Annotated in this window: 14 protein-coding genes; 3 read left to right on the forward strand and 11 right to left on the reverse strand. The window is 64.6% G+C overall.

Features of this window, described 5'->3' with window-relative positions; genetic code table 11:
* The first annotated feature begins 280 nt into the window (after window positions 1-280).
* Complete coding sequence (locus VPH40_RS15565; protein WP_251350105.1) at window positions 281-1,426, forward strand: MFS transporter; 1,146 nt, start codon at window positions 281-283, stop codon at window positions 1,424-1,426.
* Window positions 1,427-1,432: 6 nt separating this feature from the next.
* Here VPH40_RS15565 and VPH40_RS15570 read toward each other — a convergent pair whose 3' ends face one another.
* From VPH40_RS15570 to VPH40_RS15590, 5 genes are all read right to left on the reverse strand, one after another.
* Window positions 1,433-2,230 (reverse strand): hypothetical protein, encoded by a 798-nt coding sequence (locus VPH40_RS15570; protein WP_328573903.1) that lies wholly within the window; start codon window positions 2,228-2,230, stop codon window positions 1,433-1,435.
* Window positions 2,227-2,793 carry a sigma-70 family RNA polymerase sigma factor gene (locus VPH40_RS15575; protein WP_328573904.1) on the reverse strand — a complete coding sequence of 189 codons (567 nt, stop codon included), beginning with the start codon at window positions 2,791-2,793 and terminating at the stop codon, window positions 2,227-2,229. The genes VPH40_RS15570 and VPH40_RS15575 overlap by 4 nt, the downstream gene beginning before the upstream one ends.
* A 49-nt stretch (window positions 2,794-2,842) precedes the next feature.
* Window positions 2,843-4,732 carry a beta-propeller domain-containing protein gene (locus VPH40_RS15580; RefSeq protein WP_328573905.1) on the reverse strand — a complete coding sequence of 630 codons (1,890 nt, stop codon included), beginning with the start codon at window positions 4,730-4,732 and terminating at the stop codon, window positions 2,843-2,845.
* 96 nt (window positions 4,733-4,828) lie between these two features.
* Window positions 4,829-5,452 carry a trimeric intracellular cation channel family protein gene (locus VPH40_RS15585; protein ID WP_328573906.1) on the reverse strand — a complete coding sequence of 208 codons (624 nt, stop codon included), beginning with the start codon at window positions 5,450-5,452 and terminating at the stop codon, window positions 4,829-4,831.
* A gap of 4 nt (window positions 5,453-5,456) precedes the next feature.
* Window positions 5,457-7,919, reverse strand: a complete 2,463-nt coding sequence (locus VPH40_RS15590; RefSeq protein ID WP_328573907.1) for a penicillin-binding protein 1A — start codon at window positions 7,917-7,919, stop codon at window positions 5,457-5,459.
* Between the two features lie 144 nt (window positions 7,920-8,063).
* Here VPH40_RS15590 and VPH40_RS15595 point away from each other — a divergent pair, with 144 nt between their 5' ends.
* Entirely contained in the window at window positions 8,064-8,951 is an 888-nt protein-coding gene (locus VPH40_RS15595) for an HTH-type transcriptional regulator ArgP (protein WP_099666334.1), read from the forward strand.
* On the opposite strand, the gene VPH40_RS15600 is transcribed toward VPH40_RS15595, so the two are convergent.
* From VPH40_RS15600 to VPH40_RS15615, 4 genes are read right to left on the reverse strand one after another with little or no spacing between them, the layout of a single operon-like run.
* Window positions 8,952-9,824: an ABC transporter permease gene (locus VPH40_RS15600; RefSeq protein ID WP_328573908.1), complete on the reverse strand. Its 873-nt coding sequence runs from the start codon at window positions 9,822-9,824 to the stop codon at window positions 8,952-8,954.
* Window positions 9,821-10,666 carry an ABC transporter ATP-binding protein gene (locus VPH40_RS15605; RefSeq protein ID WP_328573909.1) on the reverse strand — a complete coding sequence of 282 codons (846 nt, stop codon included), beginning with the start codon at window positions 10,664-10,666 and terminating at the stop codon, window positions 9,821-9,823. Before VPH40_RS15605 ends, VPH40_RS15600 begins: the two co-directional genes overlap by 4 nt.
* 1 nt (window position 10,667) lies before the next feature.
* On the reverse strand, window positions 10,668-11,681 hold the full coding sequence (locus VPH40_RS15610) for an ABC transporter substrate-binding protein (RefSeq protein WP_370385290.1): 1,014 nt from the start codon (window positions 11,679-11,681) through the stop codon (window positions 10,668-10,670).
* A gap of 34 nt (window positions 11,682-11,715) precedes the next feature.
* Window positions 11,716-12,600: a TauD/TfdA dioxygenase family protein gene (locus VPH40_RS15615; protein WP_328573910.1), complete on the reverse strand. Its 885-nt coding sequence runs from the start codon at window positions 12,598-12,600 to the stop codon at window positions 11,716-11,718.
* A gap of 211 nt (window positions 12,601-12,811) precedes the next feature.
* Between VPH40_RS15615 and VPH40_RS15620 the strand changes: the two genes are divergently transcribed.
* Window positions 12,812-13,297: a tetratricopeptide repeat protein gene (locus tag VPH40_RS15620; protein WP_328573911.1), complete on the forward strand. Its 486-nt coding sequence runs from the start codon at window positions 12,812-12,814 to the stop codon at window positions 13,295-13,297.
* A gap of 21 nt (window positions 13,298-13,318) precedes the next feature.
* Here VPH40_RS15620 and can read toward each other — a convergent pair whose 3' ends face one another.
* Window positions 13,319-13,990, reverse strand: a complete 672-nt coding sequence (can, locus tag VPH40_RS15625) for a carbonate dehydratase (RefSeq protein ID WP_290599984.1) — start codon at window positions 13,988-13,990, stop codon at window positions 13,319-13,321.
* A 136-nt stretch (window positions 13,991-14,126) separates the two neighbouring features.
* A complete protein-coding gene (gene dnaJ, locus VPH40_RS15630) occupies window positions 14,127-15,260 on the reverse strand; it encodes a molecular chaperone DnaJ (RefSeq protein WP_086147258.1) in 1,134 nt (377 codons plus the stop codon).
* Between the last annotated feature and the right edge of the window lie 11 nt (window positions 15,261-15,271).

Here is a 15,271-nt window from a genome sequence, read left to right on the forward strand (position 1 = left end):
GTGCTACCTCGCTGGCGTGACGATCCAATGACAGCCCATGACGGCGCTGCCGCTCGCTTCACTGTACAGCAGAGCCGGCAGGGGCGGCCACACCGATGGCCGTGGCCAGCGGCGGCACACATCGCCTACACTACGGCTTTGCAATATTGCCTTTGTTAAAATCATCATATGCCCGTCCGGCGCCAAATACCAGCGCCACCGGCAAAGTCCCCTACTTTCCCATGCATCCACACCGTTTCCCAGCCTTTCCAAATACCTGTTCCCCCCTGCGGGAGCAGCCATGAAGCACATGCCATGGCGCGACTTCTTCGCTCTCGTGGTGAGCATCGGCGTGGTGGGCCTGGGCCTGGGCGCCACCATGCCGCTCACCGCGCTGACCCTGCACCAGCGCGGCGTGGGCACGGACATCATCGGCATGATCACGGCCGTCAGCGCCCTCGGCATCCTGGCCGCCTCGCCATTCGTCTCGCGCTGGGTGGGACGCTTCGGCGCGCGCGCCACCATGCTGGGCGCCGTCTGGGTGGCGTCGCTGGCGACGATCGCCATGCAGTTCACCGACCACCTGCTGGCGTGGAGCGTACTGCGCTTCCTGTTCGGCGGCGCCATGGGCGTGCTGTTTACCATCGGCGAAGCGTGGGTGAACCGCCTGGCGCCCGATAATTCGCGCGGCCGCGTGGTGGCCATGTACACCACCAGTTTTACTTTCTTTCAGCTGATCGGCCCTGCCCTCGTGGCGCTGTTCAACGACAAGATCAGCTGGAGCTTCGCCGCCTGCGGCCTGCTGTTTTTGCTGGCCGTGCCGGGCCTGATGCTGATCTCGAACAGCGGCCCGGAACGCGAACCGGAAGAACATGGCGTGAAGTGGACCCTGATCCTGCCGCGCATGCCGATGATCGTGCTGGGCGCCGCCTTCTTCGCCCTGTTCGACACGCTGGCATTGAGCTTGCTGCCCCTGTACGCGATGGAGCACGGCATCGGCACGGACCTGGCCCTGCTGTCAGCCACCGTGGTGCTGGTGGGCGACACGGGCCTGCAATTCGTACTCGGATGGATGGCCGACCGCTTCGGCCGCGCCAAAGTGCACGCGGGCTGCGGCGTGGCCGTCTGCCTGCTGCTGCCGCTGCTGCCGTTCGCCGTCGGCACGCCGTGGCTGTGGTGGACCTTGCTGCTGTTGCTGGGCGCGGCGGCGGGCGGCATCTACATGCTGGCGCTGGTGGCCTGCGGCGAACGTTTCACGGGACTGTCGCTGACCAGCGCCAGCGCCATCGTCAACGCCACCTGGGGCGTGACCAGCGGTGGCGGCCCCCTGCTGACGGGCGTCCTGATGCAATCGGTGGGCGTCAACGCGCTGCCGGCCGTGATGTGGGTGTGCGCCGCCATTTTCGTGGGCAGCGCCGTGTGGGAACGCAGGAAGGGGATCGTTTAACTTCCGCTACTTCTTTTCCAGGCGCCGCTGCAATTCCTCGGCCACGGGATAATCGGGATACGCCTGCCGGAACGCCGTCCACTCCTCGTGCGCCAGCGCCCCTTCGCCCGCCTTGAGCAAGGCGTCGATCTTCACCAGCCAGACGGAAGCGTCGAGCTTTGCCGGTGGCGGCATCGGCGCAGAGCGGGCCACGACGGGCGCGGGCATGGCCAGCGCCCGCTGCACGGGTGCCTGGCGCTGCATGCTGGCCTCGGCCTGCATGGCCGCTTGCTGCTCCATGGCCTGAGGCATTGTCGTGGCAGGAGGCGGTGGGGCCGGTGGCGCTGGCGCAGGAACCGGCGCCGACATGGGTGCCGGCACTGGCTCGACCTGCACCGGCGGCCTCGGTACCGCCTTGGCCATGGCGCGCGGTGCCGGGGGCGGTGGCGCAGACTCCGTCGCGGGCGCAGCGGCCGGTTCGGACATCACCTCCTGCGTGACCGGCTCCCCCACCACGGGGAATTGCGCCGGCTTCGAGCCGAACCAGTCCACGCCGATCAGGTTCACCGTCAACAGCACGGCCGCGGCCAGTCCCAGCGGAACGCGCCAGCGCTGCAGGTAGTCCGGTGCTTTCTTGGCCGGCAAGGTGCGCAGCACGCCATCGGCGCTGTCGTTCGCGGCCGCCGGCTGCTGCAAGGCTTTTTCCGCGTCCGCCAGAATGGCCGCGTCGAGCGCGCTGGAAGGCGCGGGCTGCGGCAGGCTGGCCAGCAGCGCGTTCAATTCCTCGTCGTGCCGTTCGTCGTTATCTTGATTGTACGTATTCATGCCTGTCCTCCCGCGCCAGCGGCGCTGTCCAAGCCCGCGCGCAATTTCTGCATGGCGTAGCGCAGCCGACTCTTGACGGTTTCCGCTTCCGCCCCCGTCACCACGGCGATGTCGAGGATGCTCATGCCGCTGAACTGCTGCAGCACCAGCGCTTCCTTTTGCTCGGCCGGCAGCGCGGCGATGGCCGCATGCAGCAGCGCGTGCTGCTGTTTCTGCTCCAGCGATTGCGGCGGCGATGCGCCCTCGTCCGCCAGTTCGCCCGCGTCATCGTGTTCCTGTCCTTCCCGCTGGCGCAGGAGGTCGATCAGGCGGTTGCGCGCGATCTGGTACAGATAGGTGCGAAACGCGGCCTGCGGCTGGTAGCCGGCGCGCGCCGCATGCAGGCTGGCCCACGCATCCTGCACGATCTCGTCCACCCACGCGCGGCGCGGCGCGCGCCAGGCCACGAATCGGTACAGTCCCTGGCTATGGCGCCGGTACAATTCGCGAAACGACGGCAGGTCGCCGGCGCTGTAGCGCAGCATCAGGTCTTCATCCGTCGCGGTAATGAGGGTGTCGGGCATGCGAAACAGTGTAGCCGAACTGCGCGGCAGCGGCAATTTCCCTGCTCCTTCAGCGTAAAGTGGACGCAATGGGCGCATAGCTGATGCGGCGCACTTCGCGGATCTGTCCTTCCTTGAGCGCTCCTTCCACCAGTTCATAGCCGAGCAAGGCTAAGACCCGCCCCTGCAGGAACAGTGGGCGCGCATTGCCATACCAGTCCACGCAGGACGCGCGGCAGCCGTCGTCCGGGGGCTGGCCGGGCCGGGCCGCCAGCGCGCCCAGTTCCGTCAATTGCAAGCCGCTGTTGCGCAGGTATAGCACGGAAGCCGATGACTTGTTCAAGCCTAGCCGCTCGTCCCCGCCCAGGATGGGCAGGCCGATCATGCCCTCCCCCGCCGCTTGCGGTTTGTAGAAAAAGCCGTGGCTGCGCGACTCGCCCTGCGCCGCATCGGCGCGGATGTAGCGCGTGGCAATCGCCGCCTGCGCCCCCAGGCGGATGCTGCTGAAGTGCAGATCCTTGCCCTGCGCGCCGATCACCACGGCGTCATCGCCCAGCGCCTCGATGCGTTCCACGCCGTGCGGCAGGGACAAGGCTTGCACGCTGCCCCCATCGGCCCAGCCTACGGCATACAGGGGCTGGCGCGGCCAGGCCTGGTCCGCCTTGCGGCGTCCGGGATTGCCCGGATTACCGTACAACAGATACGGTCCCACATAGCGGTTCTGCAGCCCGTAGCCGCCGCCACCGGGCAGCGCCTTGTAGCTGCTGGCTGGCGCACTGTCGCGGCCATCGGAAAACGACGCCAATGGCACGCGCAGCAGCGCCATGTCGCCTCGGCCACGCGTGCCATCCCACATGGCGTCGCCCTGGCCTTCTGCGCGCAGCAGGACGTTCAGGTGGCCATCCGCGCTTTCCAGGAACGAGAACTGGTCGACGGGTGCGCCGGCCACCTTCAGGGCGCTGGGCGCCGTGCCATCGAGGGGGATGCGGAACACGCCCGAGTCGCTACCGCGCCGCGTGGTCCAGACAAAGACGGATTCGCCCGACACATAGAACACGCGCCCCTGCGGTCCCATCACGGCGGTAGCTTCACAGCGCATGTCGCGCTGCGCCAGGTCGCACACGGTGACCGTATGCAGGGTCAGGCCGGCGCCCATCTCGGGGTCTTCGTCGGTGCGGTAGATGCGCGTGGCTGGGGCGATGCGCTTGAAGTCCGATGGCACGGCGTCGGGACGCCAGCGGCGCAGCGCGGGAAAGCCGCCGAACGGGTCGCCACGGCGCAAGTTCAGCGACAGGGGCGAGTAAAACACCAGCTTGCTGCCGATCAAACGGCTCGCGTAGTTGCGCGACGAGTAATAGTCGTTGGAGCGCAAGTGGTAGGTGGCACGGTAGGCCAGCTTGCCGTCCGCATCGATGTCGAACAGGCCGATCTCCGTGCCGCCCCGGCTGTAGCTGTAGCCGATCACCACCACCGTGTCGCGATCGATCAGCATCTCGTCATACCAGCTGCCGGAAGGGTCGCTGCCCGGCGCGAACGCGTCGAGCGAGGCGACGGGCTGCAGGGCCTTGCCACTCACCTGCACGGTAAACAGCTTGCCGCGCCGCAGCATCACCAGGTGCTTGCCATGCAGCTTGACGATGCCGCCTTCGTCCACGCCCGCCGTCTGCACATTGGTGACGGATTCCGCCGCTTCCGCCGACGCTGCCGGCGCGGCTTTCGCCACCATCGGCGCGGGAGGAGCCGGCGCTGGTACCGCCATGTACTGCGCCGTGGCGCCCTGCAGTTTCTGTTGCTCCCTTTGCTGTGCCGCCTGGCGCGCCTGCAACTGCTGCAGGTAGCTGCTCAAGGCCTGCTCGCTGGCAAACGGCGCCAGGGTCTTGCGCGGCGCCGTGCCGGCGGCGTGGCAGCCCGCCGACAGCAGCAGGGACAGTATCAATGTGATCTTGAGGGCGCTGGACATCGCTTCTTCTCCGGTTGGCTGGGGTGTCCAACATGAAACGCAGCGGCGGAGAAAAAGGGGTTAAATGCGCGTAAAAATATTCAGGAAGCCAGCGCCCTATTCAAATCCGCGAATCCGGTCGTCATTGAAATTCGGCAGGCGCCACTCGAAGTGCAAAGCCAGGAAGCGGAACAGGAAACCGGCGCCGATGGACGCCAGTTGCGCCACCGAGCTGTCGACCTTGAAGTACAGCAGGCCGACATACAGGCTGCCCGTAAACAGGGCCACGGTGGCATACACTTCGCGCTGCAGCACGAGGGGAATCTGGTTGCACAGGATATCGCGCAGCAGGCCGCCGAAAACGCCCGTGATCATCCCCGCCAGCACGACGATGGCCGGATGCATCTTGGCCGACATGGCGATGTCGCAGCCGATCACGCAAAACGCCACCAGGCCCAGTCCATCGACCAGCAGGAAGACGGCGCGCAGATGGTGCAGGTAGCGCGCGACAAAGGCCGTAACGACAGCCGCGCCGATGGTAAACAGCAGGTACTCGGGATGCGCGATCCAGCCCAGAGGATAGTGCCCCAGCAGCACGTCGCGCACCGTGCCGCCGCCGAGCGCCGTAACGGTGCCGATCATGCAGATGCCGAACAAATCCATGCCGCGCCGCATGCCCATGATGGCGCCGGACATCGCTTCGGCGACAATTGCCACCAGGTAAATCGTATATAACAGCATGCTCTTACTCTTCCGAAAATGATTTGAGAATTTGTTCGCGTTCGCGCGCTTCGCTCAGGGTGCGCGCCTCGTTCGTGCCCGTGCTGGAGCCGCCATTGCCAGCGTCACCGTGCGCCATGCGCGTATCCGCACCCAGGCTGCCGCAACTGACGCTGCTGTGGATAAAGGCAAAGTTATCCTTCAGGCAGTCGCCGGCCAGGTATTCGGCATACACGTAATCACCGTCGAGCAGGGACAGGCCTGCCGGTTCGGCCAGCACCTGTTCGCGCCGGCCCTGCACGGCCACCTGCATGTAATCGCGCCAGACGGGCAGCGCCAAAGTCCCCCCGGTGGCGTTGCCCAGGCTCTTGGGCTGGTCGTAGCCGAGCCAGACGACGGAGACGAGGCCCGAGGAATAGCCGGCGAACCAGGCGTCGTACGCGTTATTGGATGTTCCCGTCTTGCCGGCCGCGTCGCCGCGTCCCAGCGCCAGCGCGCCGCGGCCCGTGCCGCTCTTGACGACGTCGCGCAGCATACTGTCCATGACGTAGGCGTTGCGCGTGGAGATGACTTGCGTGCCCGGCGCCGGTTCTCCCTTGGCGCGTGGCGCGGCATCGCTGAACAGCACCGCGCCGCTGCGGCTGCGCACTTCCTTGATCAATTTCGGCGGCATCTGCACGCCGCCATTGGCAAACACGGCATACGATTGCGCCAGCTGCAGCGGCGTGACGGCGCCCGCACCCAGCGCCAGCGGCAAGGAAACGGGATTGCGCGCGCCCTCGAAACCGAAGCGCGTGGCGTAGTGCTGCACATAGCCTGGACCAGCCGCCTGCATCAGGCTGACGGCCACCAGGTTTTTCGAGCGCACGAGGCCCCGCCGCACGCTGATGAAACCTTCATAGTTGTTGCCGTAATTGCGCGGACGCCAGGGCTGCGCGCCCGTTTCCTGCGGCAGCAGCAGGCGCTGCGTATCGTCGACGGCCGTGCCAGGGAAGTATCCCTTTTCCAGCGCCGCCGAGTACACGAAGGGCTTGAAGCTGGAACCGGGCTGGCGGTAAGCTTGCATGGCGTGGTTGTAGTGGTTGCGGTAGAAATCGAAGCCGCCCGCCATGGCGACGATTTCACCGCTGTGCGCCTCGACGGAAATGAGCGCGCCTTCCATCTCGGGCAACTGGCTCACCAGCCAGCGGTTTTTTGCCGCGTCGTACACCACGCGGATCACGCTGCCCTCGACGATGGCGCGCTTGCCATCCCACTGCAGCTTGCCGCCCAGGCGCGCATCCGATGCCGTCAGCACGATCTCGTCGCCATTGCGCAGCTGCGCCTTGACCTGGCGCGTGCCGCTCGTCTCCACCTTGCGCACCAGCGCGGCGCGCAATTCGCCGCTGTCCGGATAGGCAGCCAGCTGGCGCGCCACGCTGTCTTCGGAGGCGGCCAGGCGCGCTTCCGGACCACGGTAGCCGCGCCGTGCCTGCGCATTCAATAAACCATCGCGCAGCGACTTGTCGGCCGCCCGCTGTGGCGCCATGCGGATGGTCGTCGTCACGTCCAGGCCCATGCTGTAGGCACCCTCGGGATAGCTTTGCAGGATCAATTGGCGCGCTTCCTCGACCGCATACGCGGCCGCGTGCACGGAGCTGTTGCGGTCCTTGTTAAGGGCCAGCTTCTCCGCCACGGCGGCCGTGTATTCGGCCGGCGTGATGTAACCGAGTTCGCGCATGCGCTGCAGGATGTAGTGCTGGCGCACGGTCGCGCGCTGCGGATTGGCGACAGGGTTGTAGGCCGATGGCGCCTTCGGCAAGCCGGCCAGCATGGCTGCTTCGGCGATGCTGACGTCGGCCAGCGGCTTGTCGAAATAAATGTTCGAGGCGGCGGAAAAGCCGTAGGAGCGCTCGCCCAGGTAAATCTGGTTCATGTACAGCTCCAGCAGCTTGTCCTTGCCGTAGTGCTGTTCCAGCTTGTAGGCGAGCAGCATCTCCGTCAGCTTGCGCTGCACGGTCTTGTCGCGCGACAGGAAAAAGTCGCGCGCCACCTGCATGGTGATGGTGCTGGCGCCCTGCGCGTGATGGCCCGTGACGACATTGGCGAGCGTGGCGCGCGTGAGGCCATAGAAATCGACGGCGCCGTGTTCGTAGAAGCGCGCATCCTCGATGGCCAGCAAGGCCTGGCGCATGCGCAGGGGGATCTCCTTCAAGGGCAGAAATTCGCGGCGCTCTTCGCCGTATTCGGCCAGCAGCTCGCCTTCGCTGGAGAAAATGCGCAGCGGCAGCGCGGGCTTGTACTGAGCCAGGTGCTCGACGGCGGGCAAATCCTGCCACGCCTGGCGCAGCCACCAGCCACCCGCCAGGGCTGCGGACAAGCCCAGGCCCAGGGTCAGTCCCAGGCCGAATTTCAGCTTGCGCGCCAGCTTGGATGGCGGCTTGCGCGCCGTGGCGCTGTTTTTGCCGCTGTCCTGCGAGCTGTCTTGCGCCGTATCTTGCGTTTCCATATTGTCATTCCTTTGCTGCCAGGAGGCCCCGCGCAGGCGCGCGGCACTCCATCAAAGAAGCATTGTGCACTGCAACACACCTATCCTTATAAAAAGTAAGTATTATTTAGTATTGATAAATTTTTCTTATGTTAGGCGCGCACCATGGACCTCAATCCCAAGCACACGGAAGCGTTCCGCGCCGTCGTCGAAACGGGCAGCTTCGAGCAGGCGGCGCTGCGGCTGCACCTGACGTCGCCCGCCATTTCGCAGCGGGTGCGGGCGCTGGAAAGCCAGCTGGGCAACGCGCTGATCGTGCGCAGCCGTCCCGCACGCGCCACGCGCATGGGCCAGCGGCTGATGCAGTATCTGAAGCGGGCCAAGCTGCTGGAAGCGGACTTGCAGGCGGAACTGGCGGTGCAGCAGGATGCCCCGCTGACCCTGGTGCTGGCGCTGAACGCGGACTCGATGGGTACCTGGTTCTTCCCTGCCCTGTCCGAGGTGCTGATACGCGAGCGCGTGCTGCTGGACCTGACCGTGGAAGACCAGGACCACACCTACACCTTGCTGGAAACGGGCATGGCGATCGGCTGCATCAGCACGGAGCCCAAGCCCATGCGCGGCTGCACGGCCGAGCCGCTGGGCGTGATGCGCTACTGGCTGGTGGCCACGCCCGCGTTCCGCCAGCAGTGGTTCGCGCACGGGCTGACGCGCAAGGCGGCGCGCACGGCGCCCGTCGTCGCCTACACGCGCAAGGACACCCTGCAATCGTCGTTCCTGCAAGAGGCGCTGGGGCTGCCCGAAGGTGCCTACCCCTGCCATTACGTGCCGGGCGCCACCTCGCACTTCAACGCCATCCGCTACGGCCTCGGCTACGGCATGGTGCCCGAGCTGTTACTGAAGGCAAATACGGACGGCGAGCTGGTGGAAATGCTCACGCCCAAGACCCCGGCCGACGTGGCCCTGTACTGGCACACGTGGAAGGTGCAGTCGCCGCGCCTGGAGCAGCTGTCGCGGCAAATCGTCGCGGCGGCGCGCAGCATGCTGAAGTAACTACCGCTGCATGCCCCAGCGCTTCAGGGTGACGCGTTCCAGGCTGCGAAAGCCGATGTTTTCCACCAGCAAGCCGATGAGGATGACGGCGGCCAGGCCCGCGAACACCTTGTCCGTGTACAGCTCGTTGCGGTTCTGGAAGATGTACCAGCCCAGGCCGCCCTGTCCCGACGTGGTGCCGAATACCAGCTCGGCCGCGATCAGGGTGCGCCAGGCAAACGCCCAGCCGATCTTGAGGCCCGAGACAATCGAGGGCAAGGCGCCCGGCACGAGGATGTGCAGCACCAGGCGCAAGCCGTTCAAGCCGTAATTGCGGCCCGCCATGCGCAGGGTGTCGGGCACGCCCTGGAAGCCCGCATACGTGTTCAGGGCCAGCGGCCACATCACGGAATGAACGATGACAAAGATCAAACTGGCGCGCCCCAGGCCAAACCACAGCAATGCCAGCGGCAGCAAGGCGATGGCCGGCAAGGGATTCAACATGGCCGTCAGGGTTTCCAGCACGTCGCGCCCGATGCGGCTCGACACTGCCAGCAAAGTCAGCACGAAGGCGGCCAGCACGCCCACGGCATAGCCCTGCAACAAGACGACCAGGGACGCGGCCGTACGCGTGAGCAATTCGCCGCTGGCGATGCCGCCGATGAATGCCTGCGCCGTCTGCAGAAAACTGGGCAACAATAAATCATTGTGCGTCCAGCGCGCCGCGCCTTCCCACAGCAGGGCCAGGCTGAGCAAAATCAAGGCCTTGCGCCATAGCGCATGCTGGCCCAGGCGCTGCCAGCGCGACAGCGGCCGCTCGACGGTGACGCCGGCCGGCGCCGGCGCCGCATAGACGAACTCCTGGCGGATGGGCGGTTCCAGCAGCGCGCTCATACGGCCTCCCTGTGCGCAGTCTGTGCTGGCGGGGCGGCAACGGTTTCCTCATCGAACAGCAAACCATGGATGCGGCTGCTGGCGGCCTGGAATTCCGCGCTGCCGGCGCTGTGCAGGCCGAACTGGTGACTGTTGAGTTCGGCGCGCACCCGGCCCGGATGGGGCGACAGCAGCAGGATGCGGTTGCCCACGACCAAGGCTTCCTCGATCGAATGCGTGACGAACACGAGCGTAAAACGCAGCTCTTCCCACAAGCGGCTCAGCTCTTCCTGCATCTTGCGCCGCGTCAAAGCGTCGAGGGCGGCAAACGGCTCGTCCATCAGCAGCACTTCCGGCTGCATGGCCAGGGCGCGGGCGATGGCTACCCGCTGTTTCATGCCGCCCGACAAGGTATGCGGATGGGCATCCTCGAAGCCGGCCAGGCCCACCTTGGCGATCCAGTGATGGGCGCGCTCGCGGGCCGCCACCTTGTCCAGCCGCTTGCTGGCAAGCAAGGGGAACATGACGTTTTCCAGCACCGTTTTCCATGGCGGCAACTGGTCGAATTCCTGGAATACGACGACACGGTCCGGCCCCGGTTTCTGGATGGGCTGGCCCTGCATGGCGATGCTGCCCGCACGCGGCGCGATGAAGCCAGCCACGGCTTTCAGCAAGGACGATTTGCCGCAGCCGGATGGCCCCAGCAGCACAAAACGGTCGCCGCGGAACACGTCGAAACTGACGTCATGCGTGGCGCGCACGGTGCGCTGTTCGGTCCGATATTCCAGGCTGACATTCTTGACGCTGAGCAAAGGCTGTAAGGCGACTGGCGGACGTACCAGGTGAAAAGCGGGTGCGTTCATGTCAGCCTCCCTGCGTGATGGCAGGGTCATCAAAGAAGTAATCGCGCCAGCTGTCGGGCAGGTTGCGGATGGCGTTCACGCGGTGCAAAAATTGCGCCAGGCCATGGGTGTTTTGCGGCGCGATCTTGAATTGCACTTGCGGGTTGGCAAAGATTTTCAGCAGCAGATTGCGGTCCACTTTGCTTTTATTCACCTTGATATAGATGTCGGCCGCGCCTTGCGGATTGCTGCTCGCGTACTGCGCCGCTTCCGCCAAGGCGGCGATGAAGGCGCGGTAAGTCTTCGGATTGTCCTTGCGGTACTTTTCCGTCGCATACAGCAGGGTCGACGAGCTGGGCCCGCCTTGCACGTCGTACGAATTCAGGATGATGTGGGCGTTCGGGTTTTGCGCCAGTTCCTGTTCCTGGAACGGCGAATTGCCGAAGTGACCGGTCAGCTCCGTGCCGCCGGCGATGATGGCGGCCGCCGCGTCCGGGTGCGGCAGGGTTTGCGTGATTTTATCGAGGCGGGCGAATTCCTTGTCGCCCCACTGCTTCGCCACTGCCATTTGCAAGATGCGCGCCTGCACGGAGACGGACACGGCGGGCAAGGCGATGCGGTCCTTGTCCGTCAAGTCCGCCAGGGTTTTCACCTTGGGGTTGTTGCTGATCAAATAGTAGGGAAAATTACCGAGCGAAGCCACGCCGCGCACGTTCTGCCTTCCCTTGGTGCGGTCCCAGATGGTCAGCAGCGGCCCCAGCCCAGCCCCCGCGATATCGATATTGCCGGACAACAAAGCGTCATTGATGGCCGGCCCGCCGGACAGGGTGATCCACTCGACCTTGACATCGACGCCCTGCTGCTTGCCATGCTTTTCAATCAGCTTTTGTTCCTGCGCAATATTGAGCAGCAAGAAGGTGATGCCATGCTGGCCCGCGATGCGGATCTGCCCTTCAGCCCGTGCCATGGGCATGGCCATGCACAGGAGGGCGATGGCGGCGAGCAGGCGGCGGGCAAAGCTAAAGATCGGCAACATGGACACTCCTTGAGTCAGATCAACAATCAAAAAATCAGTAAGGCGCATCGCCTTCGATGGTGGTGCGATACAACTTGCGGCGCTGGTCGGGCGGGCAGCCCGTCGCCAGGTGCATCAGCGAGCGGTTGTCCCAGAACACCAGGTCGTACGGCTGCCAGCGGTGCACATATAAATGCTCCGGGCGCACGCTGTGGGCAAACAGTTCATCGAGCAGGGCGCGGCTTTCATCGTCGGGCAAGCCGACGATGCGCGTGGTGAAATGCTCGCTGACAAACAGGGCGCGGCGGCCCGTTTCCGGGTGCACGCGCACGACGGGGTGCGTCACGGGTTTGACTTCATCGACCTGCGCCTGGGTCAGGGCGGGCCGCCATGGGTTGCGGCGGCGCAATTCCTCGTACTGGCTCAGGTAGCTGTGCTCGGCACGGGCACCGCGCACGGCGTGGCGCAGCGCGGCCGGCAAGCTTTCCCACGCCAGGTGCATGTTGGCAAACACGGTATCGCCTCCGTCCTGCGGCAATTCTTGCGCGTGCAACATGGAACCGAGGCTGGGCACTTCCTTGTACGACAGATCGGAATGCCAGAAATGGCCCGCGTCGCCCAGGCCGATGGGCTGGCCATCCTCGACGATGTTCGAGATGATCAGCACTTCCGGCTGCGTGGGCAGCTGGAACTGGCGCAGCACGTGGATTTGCAGGGGGCCGAAGCGGCGGCTGAAATCGACTTGCTGCTGCGGCGTGATGCGCTGGTCGCGGAACACCAGCACGTGATGGTCGAGGTGGGCGTGGTGCAGGCGCTGGAAGTCGCCCAGCGACAGCGGCTGCGCCAGGTCCAGCCCCAGCACTTGCGCGCCGAGCGGCGCATCGAAAGTCTCGATACGGAACGGGCTGGAAGAAAACGCGGGTTTCAGGACGGCCGACATGGGAACTCGACTAGAGTCAGGGGAAGTCCACTGTATGCCGGCCAGCCTTGCTTGCAAACGAAGCATTTACTATATGGATATGCGCGGCGCGTTGCGCCACGCTGCCACAGCGGCTGTCACGAATTGGCACAGCAGCACCGGCCTTGCCCGGGCATGGTGCTAGCACGAAACTTGCTTATCTACCAAGCTTTAACCCTAACCCAGGAAAGCCATGCCCACCTACGCCCTGCTGCTCGCCTTGCTGTTGACCGTTCCCGCCCATGCCCAGGATAGCCAGGGTGAAAGTGATCTCAGCTACAAAGCCTATGTGCACAGCGACAAGCGCATCAAGTGCTTGTACGGCTATGCGGCCGACAAGACGGGCGACCACGCGGCAGCCGTCGCCATCTTTGAAGATTGCATCCGGCGCTGGAACGATGTGTATTCGATGATTTGGCTGGCCCAGCTGTATGAAACGGGCATCGGTGTGACCAAGGACCTGGCGCAGGCGACGGCGCTGATGCGGCGCGGCGCGCATACGAATGATGACGCCGCCTATGCGCGGCTGGCGCGCTACCACTATGGCGTGGCGCTGGCCGAAGGCCGGGGCACGCCGCAGGACATTCCCCAGGCCAAGACCTGGCTGCGCCAGGCGGCGCAAGAGGGCGTGCGGGAGGCGGCCGACTACCTGGGCCGCCTGGAAGGCGCGGCACCTTAGCGCCGCGCCAGCATTGCTGGCTTACGCCGTCGCTTCGTAGCGGGCCAGGCGGGCCGCCATGCGTGGCGCCAGCTCGTGGCCAGCCGTGACGGTCACTTCCAGGTCGTTCAGCAAGCCATCCTTCAAGCCATAGACCCAGCCATGGACGCTGAGTTCCTGGCCGCGTTCCCACGCATCTTGCACGATGGTGGTCTGGCACACGTTCAAGACTTGTTCCACCACGTTCAGTTCGCACAGGCGGTCGCCGCGCTGGCGGCTGGTCAGCACGTCGCCCAGGTAGCGCTCGTGCTTCTGGCCCACGTCCTGGACGTGGCGCAGCCAGTTGTCGACCAGGCCGATGCGCGTGCCCGTCATGGCCGCATGCACGCCCTTGCAGCCGTAATGGCCGACGATGATGACATGTTTGACTTTCAGCACGTCCACGGCAAATTGCAGGACGGACAGGCAATTGAGGTCGGAATGCACGACCACGTTGGCAATATTACGGTGCACAAACACGTCGCCAGGCGCCATGCCCAGCAGTTCGTTGGCGGGCACGCGGCTGTCGGAGCAGCCGATCCACAGGTATTCGGGCGACGTTTGCGCTTCCAGATTCTTGAAGAAGTTCGGGTCTTTCGCCACCATCGAGTCGGCCCAGCGGCGGTTACGCTGCAGCAGTTCCGCCAGGGCCAGGCCATTTTTCGGTTCGGTCATATCGCTCCCATTGTGTGCGTACGACTGAGTTGGCGGCAGATCGCGCCCATAGGCCGGCGATGCGCGCATATTTCTCAGTCGTGGTGAAAAAAACGCCGGGATGTTTCAGCATCCCGGCGCATGGTATTACGTGTGCTTACTCAAAAAAATCCTTGACCTTGTCTTTCCAGGTCTTGCTTTGCGGACTGTGCTTGGCACCGCCCTCGGTCGTCGACTTTTCAAAGTCGCGCAGCAGGTCTTTCTGTTTTTCCGTCAGTTTCACCGGTGTTTCGATGGCCACGTGGCAGAACAGGTCGCCCGCGTAACCGGAGCGCACGCCCTTGATGCCCTTGCCTTTCAGGCGGAAAGTTTTACCCGACTGGGTACCTTCGGGAATCGTGAACGACACTTTGCCGTTCAGGGTCGGCACTTCGATTTCGCCGCCCAGGGCCGCCTTGGCGAACGAGATCGGCATTTCGCAATGCAAGTCGTCGCCTTCGCGCTGGAACACGGCATGCGGCTTGATGTGGATTTCCACATACAGGTCGCCCGACGGACCGCCATTCGTGCCCGGTTCGCCGTTGCCGGACGAACGGATACGCATGCCGTTGTCGATACCGACTGGAATTTTCACTTCCAGGGTCTTGTTGCGCTTGATGCGACCGGCACCGCCGCATGGCGTGCACGGGTCGGTGATGACCTTGCCGCTGCCATGGCATTTCGGGCAGGTTTGCTGGATGCTGAAGAAACCTTGCTGCATGCGCACCTGGCCGTGGCCACCGCAAGTACCGCAGGTGGTGGGCGAGGTGCCCGGCTTGGCGCCGCTGCCGTGGCAAGTGTCGCACTTGTCCCAGCTCGGCACGCGGATGGTCGTGTCGAAGCCGTGAGCAGCTTGCTCCAGTGTAATTTCCAGGTTGTAGCGCAAGTCGGCGCCACGGTACACCTGTGGACCCGCATTGCGGCTGCGTCCACCGCCACCGCCAAAGATGTCGCCGAAGATATCGCCGAAGCTGTCGGCAAAGCCGCCAGCACCGCCGCCGAAGCCGCCACCGCCGCCCATGTTCGGGTCCACGCCAGCGTGACCGTAACGGTCATACGCATCGCGCTTTTCCGGATTGGTCAGCATCTCGTAGGCTTCTTTGACTTCCTTAAACTTTTCTTCCGATTCCTTGCTATCCGGATTGCGGTCCGGATGGTATTTCATCGCCAGTTTACGGTAAGACTTTTTGATCTCTTCTTCCGAAGCATTTTTTGCGACACCGAGTGTCTCGTAAAAATCACGCTTTGCCATGTTGTCGGCAC

It is taken from the genome of Janthinobacterium sp. P210005, from assembly GCF_036231865.1.
GTDB classification, from domain to species: Bacteria; Pseudomonadota; Gammaproteobacteria; order Burkholderiales; family Burkholderiaceae_D; genus Janthinobacterium; species Janthinobacterium kumbetense.